The sequence below is a fragment of the Pseudomonas asgharzadehiana genome (genome assembly GCF_019139815.1).
In the GTDB taxonomy this organism is placed as follows: domain Bacteria; phylum Pseudomonadota; class Gammaproteobacteria; order Pseudomonadales; family Pseudomonadaceae; genus Aquipseudomonas; species Aquipseudomonas asgharzadehiana.
The window spans coordinates 2,710,900-2,731,425 of record NZ_CP077079.1; the positions used below are offsets into that span (position 1 = coordinate 2,710,900).

At 63.3% G+C, this 20,526-nt stretch carries 22 protein-coding genes; 13 read left to right on the forward strand and 9 right to left on the reverse strand.

The annotated features are described in order from the left end of the window. The first annotated feature begins 147 nt into the window (after positions 1–147). The 3 genes from KSS96_RS12480 to rtcA are packed head-to-tail and all read left to right on the forward strand — an operon-like array spanning position 148 to position 3,211. Complete coding sequence (locus KSS96_RS12480; RefSeq protein ID WP_068932211.1) at positions 148–1,374, forward strand: RtcB family protein; 1,227 nt, start codon at positions 148–150, stop codon at positions 1,372–1,374. A gap of 14 nt (positions 1,375–1,388) precedes the next feature. Further along, complete coding sequence (locus KSS96_RS12485) at positions 1,389–2,177, forward strand: nucleotidyltransferase domain-containing protein (RefSeq protein WP_017530207.1); 789 nt, start codon at positions 1,389–1,391, stop codon at positions 2,175–2,177. 8 nt (positions 2,178–2,185) lie between these two features. Further along, positions 2,186–3,211, forward strand: coding sequence for an RNA 3'-terminal phosphate cyclase (gene rtcA, locus KSS96_RS12490; protein WP_065878524.1), 1,026 nt, complete (start codon positions 2,186–2,188; stop codon positions 3,209–3,211). Here rtcA and KSS96_RS12495 read toward each other — a convergent pair. Then, positions 3,208–4,251, reverse strand: coding sequence for a LacI family DNA-binding transcriptional regulator (locus KSS96_RS12495; protein ID WP_017530209.1), 1,044 nt, complete (start codon positions 4,249–4,251; stop codon positions 3,208–3,210). The genes rtcA and KSS96_RS12495 overlap by 4 nt on opposite strands. A 162-nt stretch (positions 4,252–4,413) precedes the next feature. Between KSS96_RS12495 and KSS96_RS12500 the strand changes: the two genes are divergently transcribed. The 4 genes from KSS96_RS12500 to KSS96_RS12515 are packed head-to-tail and all read left to right on the forward strand — an operon-like array spanning position 4,414 to position 7,884. Continuing rightward, entirely contained in the window at positions 4,414–5,508 is a 1,095-nt protein-coding gene (locus KSS96_RS12500) for a fatty acid desaturase family protein (protein WP_017530211.1), read from the forward strand. Between the two features lie 26 nt (positions 5,509–5,534). Continuing rightward, positions 5,535–5,855: a MocE family 2Fe-2S type ferredoxin gene (locus KSS96_RS12505; RefSeq protein ID WP_003173381.1), complete on the forward strand. Its 321-nt coding sequence runs from the start codon at positions 5,535–5,537 to the stop codon at positions 5,853–5,855. Next, positions 5,855–7,057: an NAD(P)/FAD-dependent oxidoreductase gene (locus KSS96_RS12510; protein ID WP_017530212.1), complete on the forward strand. Its 1,203-nt coding sequence runs from the start codon at positions 5,855–5,857 to the stop codon at positions 7,055–7,057. Before KSS96_RS12505 ends, KSS96_RS12510 begins: the two co-directional genes overlap by 1 nt. A gap of 2 nt (positions 7,058–7,059) precedes the next feature. Then, on the forward strand, positions 7,060–7,884 hold the full coding sequence (locus KSS96_RS12515; protein WP_217856373.1) for a sugar phosphate isomerase/epimerase family protein: 825 nt from the start codon (positions 7,060–7,062) through the stop codon (positions 7,882–7,884). Between the two features lie 24 nt (positions 7,885–7,908). Here the strand turns inward: KSS96_RS12515 and KSS96_RS12520 are convergent, their stop codons facing one another. After that, positions 7,909–8,784, reverse strand: a complete 876-nt coding sequence (locus KSS96_RS12520) for an undecaprenyl-diphosphate phosphatase (protein WP_217856375.1) — start codon at positions 8,782–8,784, stop codon at positions 7,909–7,911. 177 nt (positions 8,785–8,961) lie between these two features. On the opposite strand from KSS96_RS12520, the gene KSS96_RS12525 reads away from it, so the two are divergent. Next, positions 8,962–9,468 carry a GNAT family N-acetyltransferase gene (locus tag KSS96_RS12525; protein ID WP_017530215.1) on the forward strand — a complete coding sequence of 169 codons (507 nt, stop codon included), beginning with the start codon at positions 8,962–8,964 and terminating at the stop codon, positions 9,466–9,468. Here KSS96_RS12525 and KSS96_RS12530 read toward each other — a convergent pair. Beyond that, positions 9,446–10,390, reverse strand: a complete 945-nt coding sequence (locus tag KSS96_RS12530) for a GlxA family transcriptional regulator (protein ID WP_017530216.1) — start codon at positions 10,388–10,390, stop codon at positions 9,446–9,448. The genes KSS96_RS12525 and KSS96_RS12530 overlap by 23 nt on opposite strands. A gap of 172 nt (positions 10,391–10,562) precedes the next feature. On the opposite strand from KSS96_RS12530, the gene KSS96_RS12535 reads away from it, so the two are divergent. The 3 genes from KSS96_RS12535 to KSS96_RS12545 all read left to right on the forward strand — a co-directional run bounded on the left by KSS96_RS12535 (position 10,563) and on the right by KSS96_RS12545 (position 13,068). Then, positions 10,563–11,171, forward strand: a complete 609-nt coding sequence (locus KSS96_RS12535) for a TetR/AcrR family transcriptional regulator (protein ID WP_017530217.1) — start codon at positions 10,563–10,565, stop codon at positions 11,169–11,171. Between the two features lie 15 nt (positions 11,172–11,186). Beyond that, complete coding sequence (locus tag KSS96_RS12540) at positions 11,187–11,864, forward strand: type 1 glutamine amidotransferase domain-containing protein (protein ID WP_068932214.1); 678 nt, start codon at positions 11,187–11,189, stop codon at positions 11,862–11,864. 79 nt (positions 11,865–11,943) lie between these two features. Beyond that, a complete protein-coding gene (locus KSS96_RS12545; protein WP_217856377.1) occupies positions 11,944–13,068 on the forward strand; it encodes an alkene reductase in 1,125 nt (374 codons plus the stop codon). Between the two features lie 102 nt (positions 13,069–13,170). On the opposite strand, the gene KSS96_RS12550 is transcribed toward KSS96_RS12545, so the two are convergent. Both KSS96_RS12550 and KSS96_RS12555 read right to left on the reverse strand, forming a co-directional pair. Next, the gene (locus KSS96_RS12550; protein ID WP_017530220.1) at positions 13,171–14,169 is read right to left on the reverse strand and encodes an NAD(P)H-quinone oxidoreductase; all 999 of its coding nucleotides are present in this window, start codon (positions 14,167–14,169) and stop codon (positions 13,171–13,173) included. Further along, positions 14,166–15,392: a YbfB/YjiJ family MFS transporter gene (locus tag KSS96_RS12555; protein ID WP_135196941.1), complete on the reverse strand. Its 1,227-nt coding sequence runs from the start codon at positions 15,390–15,392 to the stop codon at positions 14,166–14,168. The genes KSS96_RS12550 and KSS96_RS12555 overlap by 4 nt, the downstream gene beginning before the upstream one ends. A 109-nt stretch (positions 15,393–15,501) precedes the next feature. Between KSS96_RS12555 and KSS96_RS12560 the strand changes: the two genes are divergently transcribed. Then, a complete protein-coding gene (locus KSS96_RS12560) occupies positions 15,502–16,377 on the forward strand; it encodes a LysR family transcriptional regulator (protein ID WP_137220409.1) in 876 nt (291 codons plus the stop codon). Between the two features lie 78 nt (positions 16,378–16,455). Further along, positions 16,456–16,842, forward strand: a complete 387-nt coding sequence (locus tag KSS96_RS12565; RefSeq protein WP_017530223.1) for a DoxX family protein — start codon at positions 16,456–16,458, stop codon at positions 16,840–16,842. A 54-nt stretch (positions 16,843–16,896) separates the two neighbouring features. Here KSS96_RS12565 and KSS96_RS12570 read toward each other — a convergent pair whose 3' ends face one another. From KSS96_RS12570 to KSS96_RS12585, 4 genes are all read right to left on the reverse strand, one after another. After that, on the reverse strand, positions 16,897–17,715 hold the full coding sequence (locus tag KSS96_RS12570) for an alpha/beta fold hydrolase (RefSeq protein WP_017530224.1): 819 nt from the start codon (positions 17,713–17,715) through the stop codon (positions 16,897–16,899). A 90-nt stretch (positions 17,716–17,805) separates the two neighbouring features. Continuing rightward, positions 17,806–19,197 (reverse strand): alginate export family protein, encoded by a 1,392-nt coding sequence (locus tag KSS96_RS12575; RefSeq protein WP_065878539.1) that lies wholly within the window; start codon positions 19,195–19,197, stop codon positions 17,806–17,808. Further along, positions 19,194–20,090, reverse strand: coding sequence for a VOC family protein (locus KSS96_RS12580; protein WP_017530226.1), 897 nt, complete (start codon positions 20,088–20,090; stop codon positions 19,194–19,196). Before KSS96_RS12580 ends, KSS96_RS12575 begins: the two co-directional genes overlap by 4 nt. Before the next feature lie 118 nt (positions 20,091–20,208). After that, the gene (locus tag KSS96_RS12585) at positions 20,209–20,520 is read right to left on the reverse strand and encodes a hypothetical protein (protein WP_017530227.1); all 312 of its coding nucleotides are present in this window, start codon (positions 20,518–20,520) and stop codon (positions 20,209–20,211) included. Between the last annotated feature and the right edge of the window lie 6 nt (positions 20,521–20,526).

The window sequence follows — 20,526 nt, forward strand, 5'->3', positions numbered from 1 at the left end:
TTTCAGCGATAAAAAGATTGCGGATAAAAATAGTTATATAAAACAATCTATTACGTGTTTTTTAACGCCGAGCGTAAAACCTGGCACGTCTGCTGCTGTCACCAGCACGACGCCGTAACGACGGCTTTTCAAAAAAGAACCGAGATCATGCAAAACAACACCTACCAACTGCTGGAAGTCGCCAACGGCAAACCGATCAAGCTCTGGACCGAAGGCGTTCCGGTGGAGCCCGAAGCTCGTCAGCAACTGATGAACACGGCCAGGATGCCGTTTATTTTCAAGCACCTCGCGGTGATGCCGGATGTGCACCTGGGCAAGGGCTCGACCATCGGCAGCGTGATTCCCACCGTGGGCGCGATCATCCCGGCGGCGGTCGGGGTGGATATCGGCTGCGGCATGATCGCCGCGCGCACCACGCTGATGGCCGGCGACCTGCCGGATAACCTGCATGGCCTGCGTTGTGCCATCGAGGCCGCCGTGCCCCATGGCCGTACCCGCAGCCGTAAAGGCCGTGACAAAGGCGCGTGGGAAGACGTGCCGGCCCAGGCCGATCAGGTATGGGCCACGTTGCATCCGCGCTTCAAGGCGATCACCGACAAGTACCCGCAACTGGAGCGCAGCAACCACCGCCAACACCTGGGGACGTTGGGCACCGGCAACCACTTTGTCGAGGTGTGCCTGGATGAGGCCAACCGTGTCTGGTTCATGTTGCACAGCGGCTCGCGGGGCGTGGGCAATGCCATCGGCAACCTGTTTATCCAGTTGGCCCAGGCAGACATGCGTCAGCACCTGGCCAACCTGCCGGACCGCGACCTGGCGTATTTCGATGAGGGCAGCCAGCACTTCGATGACTACGTGCAAGCCGTGGGATGGGCTCAGGATTTTGCCCGGCAGAACCGCGAGTTAATGATGCGCGCGGTGGTCCAGGCCACGCGGCAAGTGATCAGCAAACCGTTTGAAGTGGCGCTGGAAGCGGTGAACTGCCATCACAACTATGTGCAAAAAGAGCGGCATTTTGGCGAAGACATCCTGGTGACCCGCAAGGGCGCGGTCTCCGCGAAAAAAGGCGAGTTGGGGATTATTCCGGGCTCCATGGGCGCAAAAAGCTTCATCGTGCGCGGGCTGGGCAACGAACAATCGTTCTGCTCGTGCAGCCATGGTGCGGGCCGCACCATGAGCCGCACCAAGGCGAAGAACACCTTTACCGTCGCCGACCAGATCCGCGCGACCGCCCATGTGGAGTGCCGCAAGGACGCCGATGTGATCGACGAAATACCGATGGCCTACAAGGACATCGACCGCGTCATGCACGCCCAGCGCGAGTTGGTGCAGGTGCTGCACACCTTGCATCAGGTGGTGTGCGTCAAGGGATAAACGGAGGAATCGAAATGCAAAGGGAAGAACGGCACCCGTTGAGCGACGCCATGCGCGCCCGGGTTGCGCAGGAACTGGACCGAATAGAGCGCGAGCGCAATGTGAAAGTGCTGTATGCCTGCGAATCCGGCAGTCGCGCCTGGGGTTTTGCTTCCACCGACAGCGACTACGATGTGCGCTTTGTCTATGTGGAAAAACCTGATTGGTTCATGCAGGTGGATGCGCCGCGCGACGTGATCGAACGTCCGCTGGATGACGAGTTGGACGTGAGTGGCTGGGAACTGCGCAAGACTTTGGGTCTGCTGCGCAAATCCAATCCCACGTTACTGGAGTGGCTGGATTCGCCGTTGGTGTATCGCCAGCAAACCGAGGCCACCGCGCAGTTGCGGGCGTTGGCCGAAGCCTTCTACAGCCCGCCGGCTGCGCGTAATCACTACCTGTCGATGGCCAGGAAGAACTTTCGCGGTTACCTGCAAGGCGAAACGGTACGCTTCAAGAAGTACTTCTACGTGCTGCGGCCGTTGCTGGCGGTGCGCTGGATCGATCTGGGCCTGGGGCGCCCGCCGATGACCTTCGCCGACTTGCTGAGCACGGTGAGCGACGCGCCTCTGTTGGACGAAGTGGCGACATTGCTGGCGCTCAAACGCAATGCCGGTGAGGCGGCTTATGGTCCGCGGCGGCCGGCGTTGCATGCCTTCATCGTGGCTGAGCTGGAACGCGAGGTACCGGTATTGCCACGCACTCGGGAAGACTCGCAACGACTGGACCGCTACCTGCGGGACACGGTCAAACGGTTTGCATAAGGACGACTATGAAACAGGACGTGATTGAACTGGATGGTGCCATCGGCGGTGGCCAGGTATTGCGCAGTGGCGTGAGCCTGTCGATGGTAACCGGGCGGACGTTGCTCATCAGGAACATCCGCGCCAGGCGCAGCCGCCCGGGGTTGATGCGCCAACACTTGACGGCCGTGCTGGCCGCAGCCCAGGTGTGTGGCGCGCGGGTGGAAGGCGCTGAGCTGGGATCGCAAACCCTGCGCTTTGCGCCGGGGCCGATTCAGGGCGGCGACTACCGCTTTGCGATTGGCACGGCGGGCAGTTGCACCCTGGTGTTGCAAACGCTGTTGCCGGCGTTGTTGCGGGCACCGGGCGCCAGCCGCGTGACCCTGTGCGGCGGCACTCATAACCCGCTGGCGCCGCCAGTGGACTTTTTGCAACGTGCCTGGTTGCCGTTGTTGCGGCGCATGGGCGCGCGTGTCGAGTTGACGCTGCTCCGGCATGGTTTCGTCCCGGCCGGTGGCGGCGAGTTGCAGGCGTTTATCCAGCCCGGCGAACTGGCGCCGTTGCACCTGATGCAGCGTGGCACATTGCTGCAAGCGCGGGCGACCACGCTGAGCGCCGGCCTGCCCCCCCAGGTGAGCGAGCGTGAGTTCAAGCGCGTACGCCAGCGACTGGACTTCAGCCTGGAGCAGTTGTCTGCGGTCGAGATAGACCCCGATCAAGGCCCGGGCAATGTGCTGATGCTGGAGTACACACACGAGCACGTCACCGAAGTGTTCAGCGCCTTTGGCATGGCCAGGGTTCGCGCCGAAACCGTGGCCGATGAGGCGATCAACCAGGCCCTGCAATGGCTGGCCAGCGACACGGCGGTCGGCGAACACCTGGCCGATCAACTGCTGTTACCGATGGCATTGGCGGGCGGTGGCAGTTTTACCACGCCGCAGATGAGCGACCATCTGCACAGCAATATGGCGGTGATCTGCCGCTTCCTGCCGGTAGTGATTGAAACCCACGAGCAGGAGGAGGGCGGGTTGAAGGTCGAGTGCCGGGCGCGCTAAAGATTCTCGGAGGTAACAATCTGCGGCGCTATATGCACCCGATGCCGCAGCGCATCGAACCCCTCGGCACTCTGCAACTCCACCAGCAACTGCACCAGTACCAGCGCCGTCTGGCGCGGTTGCGAGTCCATCACCACATCGATCAGGCCCTGGCTCAACGCCTGGCGTGACAATTCGGTGGACTCCTGCAAAATGCAGCACAGCGCGGGCCGCTTGGGCAGTTGCGCCAGGGCGCTGATAATGCCGTCGCCACCGCCGCCCACCACGCACAGGCCGCGCAGGTCGGTGTGGCGGCTGATCAGGTCGAGGGTGGCTTCTTCGGTAATGTCGCAGTTGTCCAGGTTGATCAGCGGTTCCAGCGGCTTGAGCCCCGGCGCGTGTTCGGCCAGGTAGCTGTGCAGGCCTTCGACCCGTGCCTGGTGGCCGAGGAAGCGATGGCCGCCGAGCAGGATCCCCACGCTGCCTTTGCGCGCGCCGCACGTGCGTGCGAGCAACCAGCCCATGGTGCGCCCGACCACGTGGTTGTCCTGGCCCACGTAGGGTTCCAGGGCCTGCTCATGAATATCCGAAAGCAGCGCCACCACCGGCACGCCGGCCGCGCGGATCTGGGCCAGGCACGCATTGATCAGCGGGTGGGCAAAGCTGACCACCGCGAGGGCGTCGCACTGCACGGCCAATTGTTCGATCTGCGCGACGATGGCGCTTGGGGTGCGGTCGTTGATGTATTCGAATTGGCAACTGAGGTTGGCCGTGGCGTGATGCTCTGCGGCGTCGCTGATCGACTGCGCCAGGTTCGCATAGAACGCCTGCGCCGTGCCCAGCAGCAGGATGCCGAAGCGGTAGGTGGGGCGGCGTTCGCGAATGCGTTGGCCGATCAGCCGCGCGGCAAAGTAGCCCACGGCTTCGGCGGCCTGGAACACCTGTTCGGCGGTGTCCGGGTTCACCGGCGCTCGCGCGTTCAATACGCGGTCGACGGTGGCCACACTGAGGCCCGCCTGGGCGGCCACGGTGGCGATGGTTGGGCGTTTGGTGGTGTGCATGGCTGGCCCCTTGTGCGTCTTGATAGAAAACTATCAAGTCCCGCTGGGCCTGGATGATAGCTTGATAGGGAATGGATTCAAGGCCTTGAGGGGGATTTGGCCGCACTCTATGGTGGGTCTCGCAACGCATCTGAAACTTTTCGCTTGCGGAGAACAATAACAATGCCTGAACACACCGCCCAAACCGCCCGGCGCGACTACAGCCTGACCGGCCCCGAAGCTGCCCGCGCGGCCGAAAAAGGCCTGGTCTCGGCCAGTTGGTACCAGTCGCCGATTTCCCGTAAACGCATGAAAGAACTCATGCAACGCCGAGACGGCCCGGCGCTGCTCGACACCGCCATCTGGGTGATCGCGCTGTTTGCCACCGGCTTTGGCGGCTATTGGTTCTGGGGCTCGTGGGCCTGCGTGCCGTTCTTCCTCGCCTATGGCGTGTTATACGGCACCGCCTCCAACCCGCGCTGGCACGAAACCGGCCACGGCACCGCGTTCAAGACCCGCTGGATGAATGACGTGCTGTACCAGGTCGCCTGCTTCATGTGCATTTTCGAACCGCATGTATGGCGCTGGAGCCATGCCCGTCACCACACCGACACCATCGTGGTCGGCCGCGACCCGGAGATCGTCGAGCCGCGCCCGCCGAGTCTGTGGATGATGTTTCTCAGCCTGTTCAATCTGCCCCTCGCCTGGAAAACCTTCAGCGGTGTGGCGCGCCATGCCGTCGGCCAAATGAGCGCCCAGGAGCAGGACTTTATCCCTGAATCGGAGTGGCCCAAGGTGTACCGCGCCGCGCGGATCTGGGTGGGTATATATGCGCTGCTCATCGGCACGGCGTTGTACCTGCACAGCTGGCTGCCGCTGATGCTGGTGGGCCTGCCGAGTATTTATGGCGCCTGGCTCGGCTACGTGTTCGGCCTGACCCAGCACGTGGGCCTGGCCGAAGACGTGCTCGACCACCGCAGCAACTGCCGCACCATCTACATGAACCGCGTGCTGCGTTTTATCTACATGAACATGAATTACCACCTTGAGCACCACATGTACCCAATGGTGCCGTACCACGCCCTGGCGCAGTTGCACGAAGAGATCCGCAACGACTGCCCGCCGCCCTACGCCAATCTGTTCGAGGCTTACAAAGAGATCATCCCGACGATCCTGAAGCAGCGCCGCGACCCGACGTATTTCGTGCAGCGGCCGATTCGCCCCCAGGCAGAACCGGCTGCCAGTGCCCCGACACATGCAGAAGCTGCTGTTAGCTAATCCTCCTTAAAACAAGAGATAACGCCATGAACGATCAATGGATCGACGTCTGCGCCGTGGGCGAAATAGACGAAGAAGACGTGCTGCGCTTCGATCACGGTGCCCACACCTACGCGGTGTTCCGCTCCGCCGACAATGAATTTTTTGCCACAGCCGGCCTGTGCACCCACGAGAAAATCCACCTCGCCGATGGCCTGGTGATGGACCATGTGGTCGAGTGCCCCAAGCACAACGGGCGCTTCGACTACCGCTCGGGCAAGGCCCTCGGCGCGCCGGTGTGCGTCAACCTCAAGACCTACCCGGTGCGCGTTGAAGCGGGGCGGGTATTGCTCGCGGTCACGGCGTGATGATCAGCGCACCCATGATCATCGTCGGCGCCGGCCATGCCGGCGGCCGTGCGGCGCTGACCCTGCGCGAAGAAGGGTATACCGGGCGCCTGATCCTGATCGGCGACGAACCGCACTTGCCCTATGAACGACCGCCGCTGTCCAAGGGGTTGCTGCAGGGCACCGCGGACCTGGCCGGTTGCAGCCTGTGCGACAGCGCACGGATGGCTGAGTTGAATATCGAACATATCGCCGGGAACCCGGTGACCCAGTTGCAGCCACGGCAACAGCGGCTGCAACTCGCCGACGGCCAATGGCTGGCCTATGCCGGGTTGCTGCTGGCCACCGGCGGCAGGGCGCGGCGTTTGCCTCAAGCGCAGGCCAACGTGCTTTACCTGCGCACCCATGATGAAGCCCTGACCCTGCGCAGTGCCTTGCGTCCGGGCACGCGGCTGGTGATTGTCGGCGGCGGGTTTATCGGCCTAGAGGTCGCCGCGAGCGCTAGAAGCCTGGGCTGTGAGGTCAGCGTGCTCGAAGCCGGGCCGCGCCTGGCGGGCCGGGTGTTGCCGCCGGTGATCAGCCAGGCATTGTTGGACCTGCATCGCGGCCAAGGGGTCGATGTTCGTTTGAATGTGGCACTGGAAACCATCCATGACGATGCCGTGCAATTGGTCGACGGGCAGATGTTGCCCTGTGACCTGGTGGTGGTGGGCATCGGTATGCAACCCAATCTCGAACTGGCTGCCAACGCAGGGTTGGAGGTCGGGCAGGGCATTCGCGTGGATGCCTACCTGCGGACCAGCGCGCCGAACATCTATGCGGCCGGCGATGTCTGTGAGTTTCGCCAGGGGGGCGAGTATCAACGCCAGGAAACCTGGCGTAACGCCGAGGCGCAGGGGCGGCATGCGGCGCTGAATCTGTTGGGCCGTGAAGTGGCTTTTGACGCGATCCCCGGTTTCTGGTCCGACCAATACGACTGGGGCCTGCAGACGGTGGGCGTGATGACCGCGACGACGGCCGGTCGCGTACTGCCGGCCGGCGGTCTGCTGCTGTTTTACCTCGATACCGAGGGCCATTTGCAAGGTGCCTGCGGCTGGGGCATCGGCAACAGCGTGGCCAAGGACATCAAGCTGTGCGAACGCCTGATCAGTGCTCGGATCCCGCTCACCGCGGCCCATCTGGCTGACCCTGAGTTGCCCCTTAAACAGTTACTGCGAGGCTGACGATGCGCCAATTGCTGGTATTTCAATCGCTGTGGGCCATGCAAACCGAACCCGGTCCGCTCGAAGCGCAGCTGGACCGAATCGCCGCCGCCGGCTTCGACGGCATCACCGATCACTATTGGCGGCCCGCCGAGGTGGCGCGCTTGCACGCCGCCGCCACATCGCGGGGCTTACAGGTCGAAGGCCAGTTGTTCCCGCAAACGGTGGACGACCTGGCCGCCGCGCTGGATGTGATCAGCGGTTATGGCTGCCACCACCTCACGCTGCAAGCCGACGTGCGCCCGCGCACCCAGGCCGAAGCCGCCCGGCTGGTCGAAGGCTGGCAACGCCTGGCCGAACAGGTGGACTTTCCGGTGCTGCTGGAAACTCACCGCTATCGGCTGACCAACGACCTGCTGTTCACCCTCGACCTGCTGGCGCAAATGCCCGACCTGAAGCTGCTCGCCGACCTGTCGCACTATGTTGTCGGGCGTGAGTTGCCGGAGCCGGGCACCGTTGAGGACGATGAACAGATCCGCACCATCCTGCGTCACAGCTGGGGCTTCCATGGGCGCGTGGCCAGCAGCGAGCAGGTGCAGGTATCGCTTGAGTTTCCCCAGCACCACGCCTGGGTCGAGCGCTTTACCGGTTGGTGGCGCTACGGCATCGACGACTGGCTGGCCCGGGCTGATACCCCGCGGAGTTTGTCGTTCACCTGCGAACTGGGCCCGCCGCCTTATGCGATTACCGGCGCGGATGGGCGTGAGATCAGCGATCGCTGGGCCGAGGCGTTGAGGCTCAAAGCACTGATACGTCAGGTGTGGAGCGAGTGCCAAACGAGGGGCTGAAGAGCACATGACTCAAAAGAGCCACTACCCTGGCAGCAGTCCGGTGCTGACCGCGACAATCAGGAACACCCCCAGCAGCGCGCGGTAGATCACGAACGGCCAGGTCGAGAAGCGCTCCAGAAATTTCATCAGCCCCCAGATCGCAAAGAACGCCGAGACGCTCGCCACCACCAGCCCGAACAGCAGATGCGGCCAGGCGTGGACCGGCAGGTCGGCGTGCAACAACACCCAGAGTTCTTTCAAACCGGCGAGGGCGATGGCCGGCAGGCCCAGCAGGAACGAAAAGCGCGCGGCTTCTTCACGCTTGAAGTTCAGGAACAGCGCGGCGGTCAGTGTGGAGCCGGAACGCGACACCCCGGGAATCAACGCACCAATCTGCGCGATACCCACGATCAATGCATCCCGCAGGCGCATCTGGCCCACCTCGCGGGTGTGCCGTGCCCGCAGCTCGGCCGCTGCCAGCAACACCGCCATCACCAGGCAGGAAATGCCGATCACCATCAACCCGCGCAAGGGCGAGTTGCAGGCATTCAAGGTCGAAGACAGTGCCAGCCCGGCGATGCAGATGGGGATAGTCGCCAAAACGATCGCCACCGCCAGCTTGAACCAGCGGTCGTTATAGTCACCTCGGCGCACCGCGCCGATGCTGCCGGTGGTCACCTGGCGTACGTCGCGCCAGAAGTAACTCACCACCGCCGCCAGCGCCGCCAACTGCATGGCCGCCGAAAACGCCGAGCCGGGGTCTTGCCAGCCAAGCAGGGCGGGCACCACGCGCATATGGGCGGTAGAGGACACCGGCAACAATTCGGTGATGCCCTGGATCACCCCCAGGATAAAGATCTGCAAATAATCCAGGGACGCAAAGCCCACATCCAGGCCGGCGGAACAGACGTTCGTCAAAATACATGTCCTTGAGAAAGGGGGATTTCGGCGAAGTCTATTCGAAATGTTTCAGCGCTTCGGCAGCAGGGCACGGCTATTTGCAATCGGTTCAGCAAGTAGAAAGGTTCGCCGCTGTATTGGACTGTTCCGCCGATTTGTGAACAATGTCGCCGTGCATTTTTCACCGAGAGCCCCATGCCTGAAACCACTGTCGAACTGATCCAGACCGGCCCTGAAGAGGCCCAACTGATCCGCAATCTTTACCAGTACTACGCTTATGAATCCTCGGACTGGGAGCAGGAGGATGTCGAGGCCGACGGCCGTTTCTACATCCACGACGAACACCTGGCCCGCTACTGGCAGGACCCGCGTTGGAGCGCCAACCTGCTGCTGGTCGATGGTTTCATCGCCGGTTTCCTGTTGATCGAAGACAGTGAAGTCCCTGGCGTCGACGCCCTGGAGCTGGCCGACCTGTTCATCCTCAAGCGCTACCGCCGCAAAGGCATCGGCCGCGCCATCGCCAGCCAGGTGCTGTGCAGCGGCGAGGCCGATTGGCTGGTGCGTTTTTATGACCAGGACGAAGTGTCCCAAGCGTTCTGGCGCACGGTGCTGGATAACCTGCCGCGCCCGGTGCACGCCATCGAGCTTGAGGATGAGCCGCAGTTGGTGAGTTACCTGATCACCCGTGCGGCGTTGCATTAAACGCCTGCTGCATCGCCTGCGGCGGTTGGCCGAACGCGCGTAGAAACGCCTGGCGCATGCGTTCGCGGTCGCCAAAGCCGGTTTCACGCGCCACCACTTCAACCGGATGACGGCTGGTTTCCATCATCGCCCGCGCGGCCTCCACGCGCAGGGCTTCGATGGCCTTGGCCGGGGTTTGCCCGGTTTCTTCGCGAAACACCCGGCTGAACTGGCGCGGGCTCAGTCGCGCGACATCGGCCAGGGCTTCCACCGACAGGTCATGCGTGAGGTTTTCGCGGGCATAGGCCAGGGCCAGTTGGACGCGGTCGGACTTGGGGTCCAGTTCCAGCAGCGCCGACAATTGCGACTGCTCGCTGCCGCGGCGCTGGGCGATCACCAGTTTGCGCGCAATGCGCCGGGCCAAATCACTGCCCAGGTCGTTCTCCACCATGGCCAGCGCCAGGTCCACACCGGCGCTCATGCCGGCGCCGGTCCACACCTGGCCATCCACGACGAACAGTTTGTCTTCTTCCAGGCGAATGGCCGGGTAGCGCTTGCGAAATGCCGGCGCGTGAATCCAATGGGTGGTGGTGCGCTTGCCTTCCAGCAAGCCGGCGTCGGCCAGGACAAAGATGCCCATGCACAGTGAGGCGACCCGGCGCGACTGGGCCGAAGCGGCCTTGACCAGCTCCAGCAGGTTGGCCTCTGGCAGGCGAAATTCCAGGTAGCCGCTGACGATCAGCGTGTCATAGCCCTCGGGCCGAACCGCTGAGGTATTCACCGAAAACCCCAGGGACGACATCACCGCGCCGCCGCATTCCGACACCAGGTGGAACTCATAAGCCGGCTCGCCACGCAGCAGGTTGGCGCACTCGAACACCGAGCCCAGGCTGAGGCTCAGCGACTGGAAGTTCGGGTAAACCATCAGCGCAACGCTGTGCATCATCATTCTCCAAGCGGTCGGGAGAGGCGATTGTCGGCGCGTGCCTGGCAAACGGCAACCGACTTCGCGGCATGTCCGTAATCCTTGCGCATCTGACATTGTGAGCGTCCGGCGCGGCTTCTAACATGGCCCCAACGAACTAGACGACTGGTCTAATCGGACGGGATCAAGCATGAACAGCGAAACCAAAAGTGCACGGCAGACCATTCTCGACACGGCGCAAGTGCTTGTCGGCCGCAAAGGGTTTACTGCGGTGGGCCTGAACGAAATCCTCCAGGCCGCCGCAGTGCCCAAAGGCTCGTTTTATCACTACTTCAGCTCCAAGGATGCGTTCGGCGTGGTGTTGCTCGATAGCTACTTCGACAACTACGTGCGCGGCATGCGGCAACTGTTCGATCAGCCCGGTTTGACCCACTGCGCCAAGTTGATGCGCTACTGGCAAGCCTGGACCGACAACCAGACCGGCTGCACCGACGCGGGTAAATGCCTTGCCGTCAAACTGGGTGCCGAGGTGTCCGATCTTTCAGAGCCGATGCGTTTGGCGTTGCAGCGCGGTACGTCACGCACCATCGAACTGCTGGCGATAGCCCTGCAACGTGGCGTCGACGAAGGCTCGCTGAACCTTGGGCACAGCGCACAACAACTGGCCCCTCAGCTTTACGCGTTATGGCTGGGCGCCAGCGTGATGAGCAAGATCACCCGTACACCCGCGCCTTTCGACGAGGCGCTGCTGCTGACCCGACAGCTCTTGGGTCACCCTGAACACACTGACATTCACTGATCGAGGCACTGGAACATGAAAGTATTAATGGTACTGACCTCTCACGACCAGCTTGGCGATACCGGGCGCAAGACCGGTTTCTGGCTCGAAGAGTTTGCCGCTCCCTATTACGTGTTCAAGGGCGCCGGTGCCGAGGTGGTGCTGGCATCCCCTGCCGGTGGCCAGCCTCCGTTGGACCCTAAGAGCGATGAGCCGGATGCGCAAACCGAGCAGACTGAGCGCTTTGGCAAGGACCCGGCCGCGCAGCAGGCCCTGGCCACCACGGTGAAGCTGGACACAGTCAACGCCGACGACTTCGACACCGTGTTCTACCCAGGCGGCCACGGCCCGCTGTGGGACCTGGCGGAGTCGCCGGTGTCCATCGCGCTGATCGAAGCGTTTGAGCGTGCCGGCAAGCCGGTTGGTTTTGTCTGCCACGCGCCGGGCGCCTTGCGTCACGTCAAGGCGGTCAACGGCGAGCCGTTGATCAAGGGCCGTCGCGTTACCGGCTTCTCCAACTCGGAAGAGGAAGCGGTCGGCCTGACTAAGGTGGTGCCGTTCCTGATTGAAGATGAATTCAAGCAGTTGGGCGGCCAGTACGAGAAGGGTGCCGATTGGCAGTCCTTCGTGATCGTCGATGGCCTGCTGGTCACCGGGCAGAACCCCGGCAGTTCCAGCGAGGTGGCCAAGGCCCTGCTGAAACTCACCGCTTGACCTGACTGACCGCTCCATTCATTGGCGACCCAAACGGGCCGCCAATGCGTTTACTCGTCCTGAATTTGGTAGATCCGCTATGAATGACCGTATTTTGAACACCCCGGTAAAGCTGGGGCACCGCACCTTGAACAACCGCGTGGTGCTGCCACCGTTGACCCGTCAGCGCAGCGCGCAACCCGGTGATATCGCCACCGACCTGATGGCCGAGTATTACCGCCAGCGCGCCGGCGCCGGTTTCATGATCAGCGAGGGCACGCAGATCGAACCGCGTGGCCAGGGTTATGCGTGGACACCGGGCATCTACACCCCGGCGCAGATCAATGGCTGGCGCAAGGTCACCGACGCGGTGCATGCCGAAGGCGGGGTGATCTTCGCTCAGTTGTGGCATGTGGGGCGGGTGTCCCATAACGCCTTGCAGCCGGGCGGCGCCGCACCGGTGGCGCCTTCCGCGCTGCCGGCGTTGCAGGCCAAGGCCTTTATTGAAACCGGTGCTGGGGTTGGAGAATTGATGCCGCCACCCGTGCCGCGTGCCTTGGCCGTGCTGGAGATCGAGGAACTGGTCGGGTACTACGCACAAGCGGCACGCAATGCGCTGGACGCAGGGTTCGACGGGGTGGAAATCCACGCGGCCAATGGTTACCTGGTCAACCAGTTCATCTCCGCCCATTCCAACACCCGTGATGATGAATACGGCGGCTCCCTGGAAAACCGCCTGCGCTTTCTGCGCGAGATCGTCGAAGCCGTGTGCAAGGTGGTCGGGCCGGAACGCCTGGGCGTGCGTTTTTCACCGTTGTTCAGCGGCACCGACGAGGACCGCGTCTACATCGGCCTGGTGGAAGAAGACCCGCACCACACCTATATCGAAGCGATCAAGGTGCTGCAAGCTTCGGGCATTGCCTATGTCTCCATCGCCGAGGCCGATTGGGACAACGCGCCCGTGCTGCCCGACAGCTTCCGTGAAGCCGTACGCAGCACCTTCAGCGGGCGCATTATCTACGCCGGGCGCTACACCGCTGAACGCGCTGCCAAACTGGTGGACGCGGGGCTGGCGGATTTGATCGCGTTCGGGCGACCGTTCATTGCCAACCCAGACCTGCCGCAACGCTTGTTCAACGGCTGGCCGCTGAACCCACTGCGGGAAGAGGGCATGTATGGCGGCGGGGCAGTGGGCTATACCGACTACCCCACGTACCCCGGATAAACACGCGGCCCCCACAGGGAAACTCCATTTGGTTTGAGATTTTCACAAGGCCGGGCTTGAGGCCAAGCACCTCAACCCCTTGAGCCGTCGGGGGCTGTCAGGTCAGCTGACTTGCAACACAATCTTGCCAATATGATCCCCACCCTCCATCCGCGCATGGGCCTGGGCCGCGTCGGTGTAGGCATAGACCTTGTCGATGATCGGCAGGCAGCGCCCGGCCTCCAGTACCGGCCAGATGTACTCGCGCAGTTGTTCGGCGATCGCGGCTTTTTCTTCACGGGTGCGCGCGCGCAGCAGCGAGCCGGTGATCACCGCGCGCTTGCCGAGGATGGTCAGCAGGTCAACGTCATTGGCCCTGGCGCCGCCGAGGAAACCCAGCATCACCAGATGCCCGTCCATGGCCAGGGCCTTGAGGTTGTTGTTGAGGTACGAGCCGCCCATGATGTCGAGGATCACGTCCACGCCCTTGCCGTCGGTCTGTTGGCTGATGACCTCGGCGAAGTCCTGCTCGCGGTAATTGATCGGCTCCCCACCCAACTTGGCAATGGCCGCGCATTTGTCGGCGCTGCCGGCGGTGGCGAAGGCCTGTATACCGAACTCGCGGCACAGCATCAGCGCGGTGGTGCCGATGCCACTGGTGCCGCCATGGATCAGCACGCGCTGGCCGGTGTGCGCATCACCGAGGCCGAACAGGTTGGCCCACACGGTGAAGAAAGTTTCCGGCACCGCAGCGGCCTGAATCCAGTCCATGCCCTTGGGGACCGGCAGCGCCTGGCCGGCAGGCACCGCGCAATACTGCGCGTAGCCGCCGCCGTTGGTCAGCGCGCACACCTTGTCACCCAGTTTGAACGCCGACACACCGTCGCCCAATGCCGCCACTTCACCGGCCACTTCCAGGCCGGGGTACGGGCTCATGCCGGGTTTCATCGGGTACTTGCCGGCACGTTGTAGGGCGTCGGGGCGGTTGACCCCGGCGGCGTGCACGCGAATCAGGATCTCGCCGGGGCCGGCCACCGGCACGTCGACCTGGCGCGGTTGCAGCACATCCGGGTCGCCAGGGGTGGTGATTTCAATCAGGGTCATGTCGTTGGGAAGCGTCATTTGAGAGTACCTGCAGCGATGAGCGTATGGGTTGGGACCGTATCGAGCGGTCGGCGGTTCAGCAGGATCATGCCCAGTTCCAGCGCCAGCGCAACCACGATTGCCACGGCGGCGATTACGAACAACAGAGCATGCTGGCCGCCGCTGAGATTGAACAGCGCCGAATAGGCAAAGCCTGCAATCGCCTGGAACGTGGCAAAGGAGACGGTCGCGCGGCTCCAGGCCACTTGTTGCTGGTGATGGTTGGGGATCAGCTCGTGCACCCGCGCCAGCGCCAGCGGCACGATGCCTGGCGGGAACGAACCGAGGATCACCGCCAGGGTGGCGAGGGCCATGAAGTCACTCGCCATTGCCAATGCACCCACCGCGATGGCCTGCACCACCAGCACCAGGCGGATACTCAAGCGCGCGCCCAGCGTATCCGCCAGAAAACCGTAGGTCACCGGCCCCGCAATCGAACCCAGGCCGTACATCACCCAGATCATCGCCCCCACATGCGCCCCGGCACCCAAGCCCCGGGCCACGTAGTCGACCAGGAACACCATCGCCGGCACCAGGCCCGCAGCCATAAAGGCGTATTGCGCAAACAGCAGATAGACGCCCGGCGGTGTGGGCGCAGAGACGCCCGATGGCGTCGGCGCTTGCTGCGGCGTGCCACTGGGCCAGGCACACCAGCTGGCGGCCGTCAGCGCCACGGCCAGCAGGCCGAGGCCGAACCAGGTTTGCGCAAGGCCAAGGCTCAACAGCGGCGGCACCAGCGTGCCGGAACCGGCAATGCCCAGGCCGATCCCGAGAAAAATCGCACCACTGGCCAGGCCCCGGCGCGCGACGGGAACATGCGGCAGCACGGTCGCGGCCACCAGTACCATGATCGCGCCGCCGGCGATGCCCGACAGCAGGCGCCAGCCGAAGAACCAGGTCAGCGACAGCGGAAAACCACAGGCAAAAAACGCCAGGGTCACCGCCACCATCATCAGGCGCAGGGCGGTTTTGTTGGAGGTGCGCTGAGCGATGGGCCGACCGATCAACGCGCCGATCAAGTAGCCGACCAGGTTGGCGGCGCCGAGGTACACCACATCGCTGGCGCTGAACCAATGGGCCTGGATCAACGAAGGAATCAACGGGGTGTAGGCAAAGCGCGCCAGGCCGATGCTGACCAGGCTGGCGCACAAACCGGCGAAGATCGGCAGCCAGACAGCGCTGCGGGGTGGGGTGTCGTGCATGATGGCGATCCTGAGGATTTTTTTCCGGTGCCCAGCATATCCAGGATTGAAGGTGCAATAATGCAGCGATTACACGGCACGATGATGCATATATGCAGCGGGAGCGGAGATGAATTGGGATGATGCGAGGGTTTTCCTGGCGGTATGCCGCGAGTCCACATTGCGCGGTGCCGCACGGGTGTTGGGGGTGGATCAGGCCACGGTCGGGCGGCGGATCAATGCCCTGGAAAAATCCTTGAGCGCGACCTTGTTCCTGCGCACCTCCGAAGGCTATGCGCTGACCGCCGTGGGCGAGGCCGCGCTGCACTCGGTGGAAAAAATGGAGCGCTCGGCCCTGGACCTGGAGCGCCAGATCCAAGGCCTGGACGACCGCCTGACCGGTATCGTGCGGGTCAGCACCACTGACTCCCTGGCCATCGATTTCCTGATCCCGGCCATCGCCAGCCTGCACGGCAAGCACCCGGATGTGCGCGTGCAATTGGACGCCTCCACCCAGATCCTCAGCCTGGCCAAGCGCGAAGCCGATATCGCCGTGCGCAATACCCGTCCCGACAATCCCGATCTGATCGCCCGGCGCATCGCCCGTTGGCCGGTGGGGCTGTTTGCGTCGCAGGCCTATATCGAGCGCCACGGCAGCCCTGAGCCGGGCGGCCTGTTCGACGGCCACGACCTGGTGGTCTACCAACCCTACCTGCAAACCCACAAGGACCTGACGCTGGTCAGCGAACCTTTGGGCCGGGGGCGCATCGTCGCGGCGTTGAGTTCCAGCCTGTTGGTGCGCCGCGCCATCGCGGCCGGGCTGGGCATCGGTGAGATCCCGGTGTGCACCGGCGAACGCGACGGCCTGGTGCGCCTGTGGCCGCAGCGTGTACGGCCGTTGCCGTATGACGTGTGGCTGGTGACCCACGCCGACCTGCGTCACACCGCACGGGTGCGCGCGGTGATCGAGGAAATCGTCACGGCGTTCGCCGGCACGGGGGAGTAAAGGTCAGCACAGGCTTGCAAGCGTGCATGCGCCTCGGTGGACACAATCGACGTCGATAACCACCTACAGGGAGCGCATATGAACGAATCAAAACACCAGGATCTGGGGCTGTTGTTTCTGCGGGCGAGCGGGGCGCTGTTCCTGCTGTGGGTGCATGGCTTGCCCAAGGTGCTCGACTACAGCGAACAGTTGAAGCAGATCGAAGACCCGTTTCATTTGGGCGCGCACATGACCTTGCTACTGGCGATTTTTGCCGAGGTGCTGTGCCCCGTGTTGATCGTCGCCGGGGTGCTGGTGCGCCTGGCCTGCTTGCCGATCCTGGCGGTGCTGTTGATCGCCATGCTGGTGGTGCATCCGCAGTGGACGTTGTTGGAAGGGCAGTTCGGCTGGTTGCTGCTGATCATCTTTACCAGCGTACTGCTCGCCGGGCCGGGTCGCTTCACATTGGGCGGGCGGTTTGCCTGAATAAAAAGGGCCGGGCAAGCCCGGCCAAATAAGGAGAGCGGTGTTTCAGCTGTTTCAGCGGTTCAGGAACGCCAGCAAGTCTTCGTTCAACGCCTGGGCGTGGGTCACGGCGAACCCGTGGGGCGCGTCCTTGTAGACCTTCAACTCGGCGCCCTTGATCATCTCGGCCGCCACCTTGCCAGTGGTTTCGAACGGTACGATCTGGTCGCCGTCGCCGTGGATCACCAGGGTCGGCACGTCGATTTTGGCCATGTCCGGGCGGAAGTCGGTTTCGGAGAACGCGGTGACGCAGTCCACGGTCGACTTGAGCGAGGCCAGCATGGCGATCTGCAGGGTCTGGCTCAGGGTGCCTTCAGACACCACCTGGCCTTTGTTGAGGCCAAAGAACGGGGTGTTGAAGTCTGAGATGAACTGCGCACGGTCCTTGAGCAAACCGTCCTTGATACCCGCGAACACTTCCAGCGGCACGCCTTGGGCGTAATCCGGTTGCTGCCCGAAGATCGGCGTCACCGCGCCCAACAGCACCAGGCCGGCAACACGGGCGCTGCCGTGGCGGGCGATGTAGCGCGCGACGTCGCCACCGCCCATGGAGAAGCCCACCAGGGTCACGTCCTTGAGGTCCAGGTGTTCGATCAACTGCGCGATATCGTCGGCGAAGGTGTTGTAGTCGTTGCCGGTCCACGGCTGGTCCGAACGGCCAAAACCACGGCGGTCGAACGCGATGGTGCGGTAGCCGCGGCTGCTCAGGTATTCCATCTGGTATTCCCACATGTCGGCATCCAGCGGCCAGCCGTGGCTGAACAGCACGGGCTTGCCGCTGCCCCAGTCCTTGAAGTAGATCTGGGTACCGTCTTTGGCAACGAATGTGCTCATGCAAAACTCCTTGATAGGGGTGGGTAAAACGCGGGATCACTATGGCCGTTAAACCGGCTTCACGGCTTGTACCGGTGTGCTTGTTTGGGGCTACCAACTGAACTTGAGTTCGACCCCCAGGTAATTACTGTCCGCGCCGCCGGCATCGCGCAGGGTCTGGCCCACCGCGTAGTGCACCGCTTCGACCGCGCCGGTGAGGTTGGGGGTGAAGCCATAGTCGGTACGCAGTTGCGCGTAGGCCCCGGTCCAGCGATCACCCTGGCCGGCGGTTCCCGCCACCGGCAGGTTGGGCTGGGTGTACACCGCATCATCGGTGGTTTGCCGCCACAACAGGCCGACGGCGGTTTGCACGCTGAGCTTGTCGAGGGGCTTGACGGTGATCGATGGCTTGACGTGGATCAGGTTGCTGTAGCCGGTGTAGCCCGCCAGGGAAAAGTAATAGCCGTTGGGAAACAGCGGGTTGAAGGTGCCGAGGGTGCCGTCACCCGCCTTGCGATCGCCCGAGGCGATGTCCAGTTGCAGGCCGATGCGCGGTTTCCAGGCCAGGCTGTCAAAGGTGTAGCCGGTGCGGCTGCCGCCGGCCCAGGCATGAATGTCCTTGCTGCCCACCGAGCCACTTTGCAGCATCGCTTCGATGTCCCAGTCGAACCCCATGGCCGCGCCGCCCAGGCGCGCATCGAACAGGTGGCGGGTCTCGTCACCGTCGGCATCCAGGTAATGCGCGGCGCTGCGTTCATACACGCCGTAGTAGGCCGACAGCTCGTTCTTGCCACCCACCAGCCGCTCGACGCGCACCATGTGAAAGCGCGCGTCGCTGTTGGACTTGTCGTCGAAATGTCGACCGTCCTGGTACTGCACCGGCTGGCTGGCGATGCCGATAAAGCGCCAGTGGGTGGTCTCCCAGTCGGCCCACAGCGCATCGAACGACTGCCGCACATTCGGGCCGTCCCGCGAGGAGATAAAGCGCTGCAAGTCGAAGGCAAAGTCCTGGCGCCCGGCTCGCGCCTTGAACGTGCCGCTGTCGAAGGTGTTGACGTACTCGGCAAAGGCCAGGCGCAAATCGACGCGGTTCTGGTCGGCGCCACCGACGGTGGTCTTGTCGTACGCCCGCACATCTTCCAGCTGGGTAAATACCCGCCAGTGTTCGTTCAGATGCAGGTCGGCGTGTACCTGCAAGCGCTGGATCAGGTAGCGATCACGCTGCACATTCTTCACGCCGAAGCCACTGGCGTCGTTCATCTCGAAGCGCTCGCGCAAGGTCGCCCCGAGCGACAGGTAGCTGTACGGGTTGGCGCCTGACAACGGGATGTACTTGAGGTTGTCCAGCGCTTGCGTGCGCAGCGCCGGGTTCTGCAGTACGGACCAGTCTTCCTGCCAGCGATTGGCCTTGATGGCCGGCCGCGTCGGTTGCTCGTCGGCGTGGACGCTGCCGGCGAGCAGCGGCCACAGCACGGCCAGGCTCCAGCCTGTACGACGCTTCATTTTGCGGCGTTGAGTTGGTGAATTTCCGCGACGTAGCCGCCGGGGAATTCGACCAGCGCGCTGCGACGACCTTTGCTGTCGAACGCCGGCACCACCACTTTGGCACCGGAGCCGGTGGCTTTGCCCAGCGTGGCGCTCAGGTCGGCCACCTGGTAGCCGGTGGTTTCGTGGCCGAAGGGGTAGGGCAGTTGGCCGTTGGTTACCAGCACCGCCATGCGCCCGAACGGCGACTCGATATCGACACGCCGGTAGGTGCCGCTGGCTTGGCCTACATCGATGCCCGGCGCGTGCTGGTCATCGGCCAGTATTTTGCCGTGGGAGAAGCCCACGAACCCTTTGATAAAGGCGTCGGCCCGCTCGGCGCTGAGGTACACGCGGTTTTCCGGTACGGTCTGGAAGGCGGCATAGTCCGGGGTCTTGGTGTGCCAGTAGAGCTGCATGTTGACGCCGCCCGGCCATTGCACCACCGCGTCGCGCCCGATGGGGTCCGGGAAATCGCTGACGATCACCGCCGCGCCGTTGTCGCGGGCGGCCTTGAGCGCGACGTCCATGTCCTTGACCAGATAGCCGTTGCGCTCCTGGCCAAACGGGTGCGGGATCGGTGTGGTAAAGCCGAACAGCGATACCGTGCCCGCCGGCGTCTGCAGCAGTTGCGAGGTGGTGCTGCTCGGCACCGGCAGCACATTCACCACCACCTGGGCGGTGCTCTTGCCGCCGAAGGTGGCCAGGAAGCTTTGGGCGAAACGGTCCACATCCGCCGGGGCGACATACACATGGCTGGTGTCATATTGCGGCGCCACGGCCACGCTCGGGGTTGCCGCGAAGGCATTGCCCATCATTGCGCTCGCCAGCAGCGTCAATGCCACGGTTACTTTGATTGCTTTGTTACGCATGCCCATTCTCCAGCGCTTCTACGGGATAGAAAGCCGTGAGGTTAGGGGCAGGGGCGCGGGGGGAATTGTATGGACGTGCTTGGTTGAACGTTTCAGCGTCTACGCGCGTCGATTGGCCTTACGGCCGTTGTGGTTTGACGGATGTTCCAAACGTATTACCCATGCGCACTCCCGTCGCCGCCGGGGTCGACAAGCCCAGCGCATTCGGCGTTCGTTTCTGGACCGAAAGCTGCTGCGCCTCGCGGTTCTTTTGCGCGGCCTTGGCCGCGTTCGTGTCATTGCCCATCTGCTGGCCCAGGCAGCCATAGTCGGGCGCCTTGTACCCATCCACCGTGACCTCGGTGCAACCGCCCGCAGCGTTGTCGGCCTGGGCAAGCACGGGCACGGCGGTATACAGCAACACACTGGCAAGCAACGGGAGCAGCTTCATCATGGC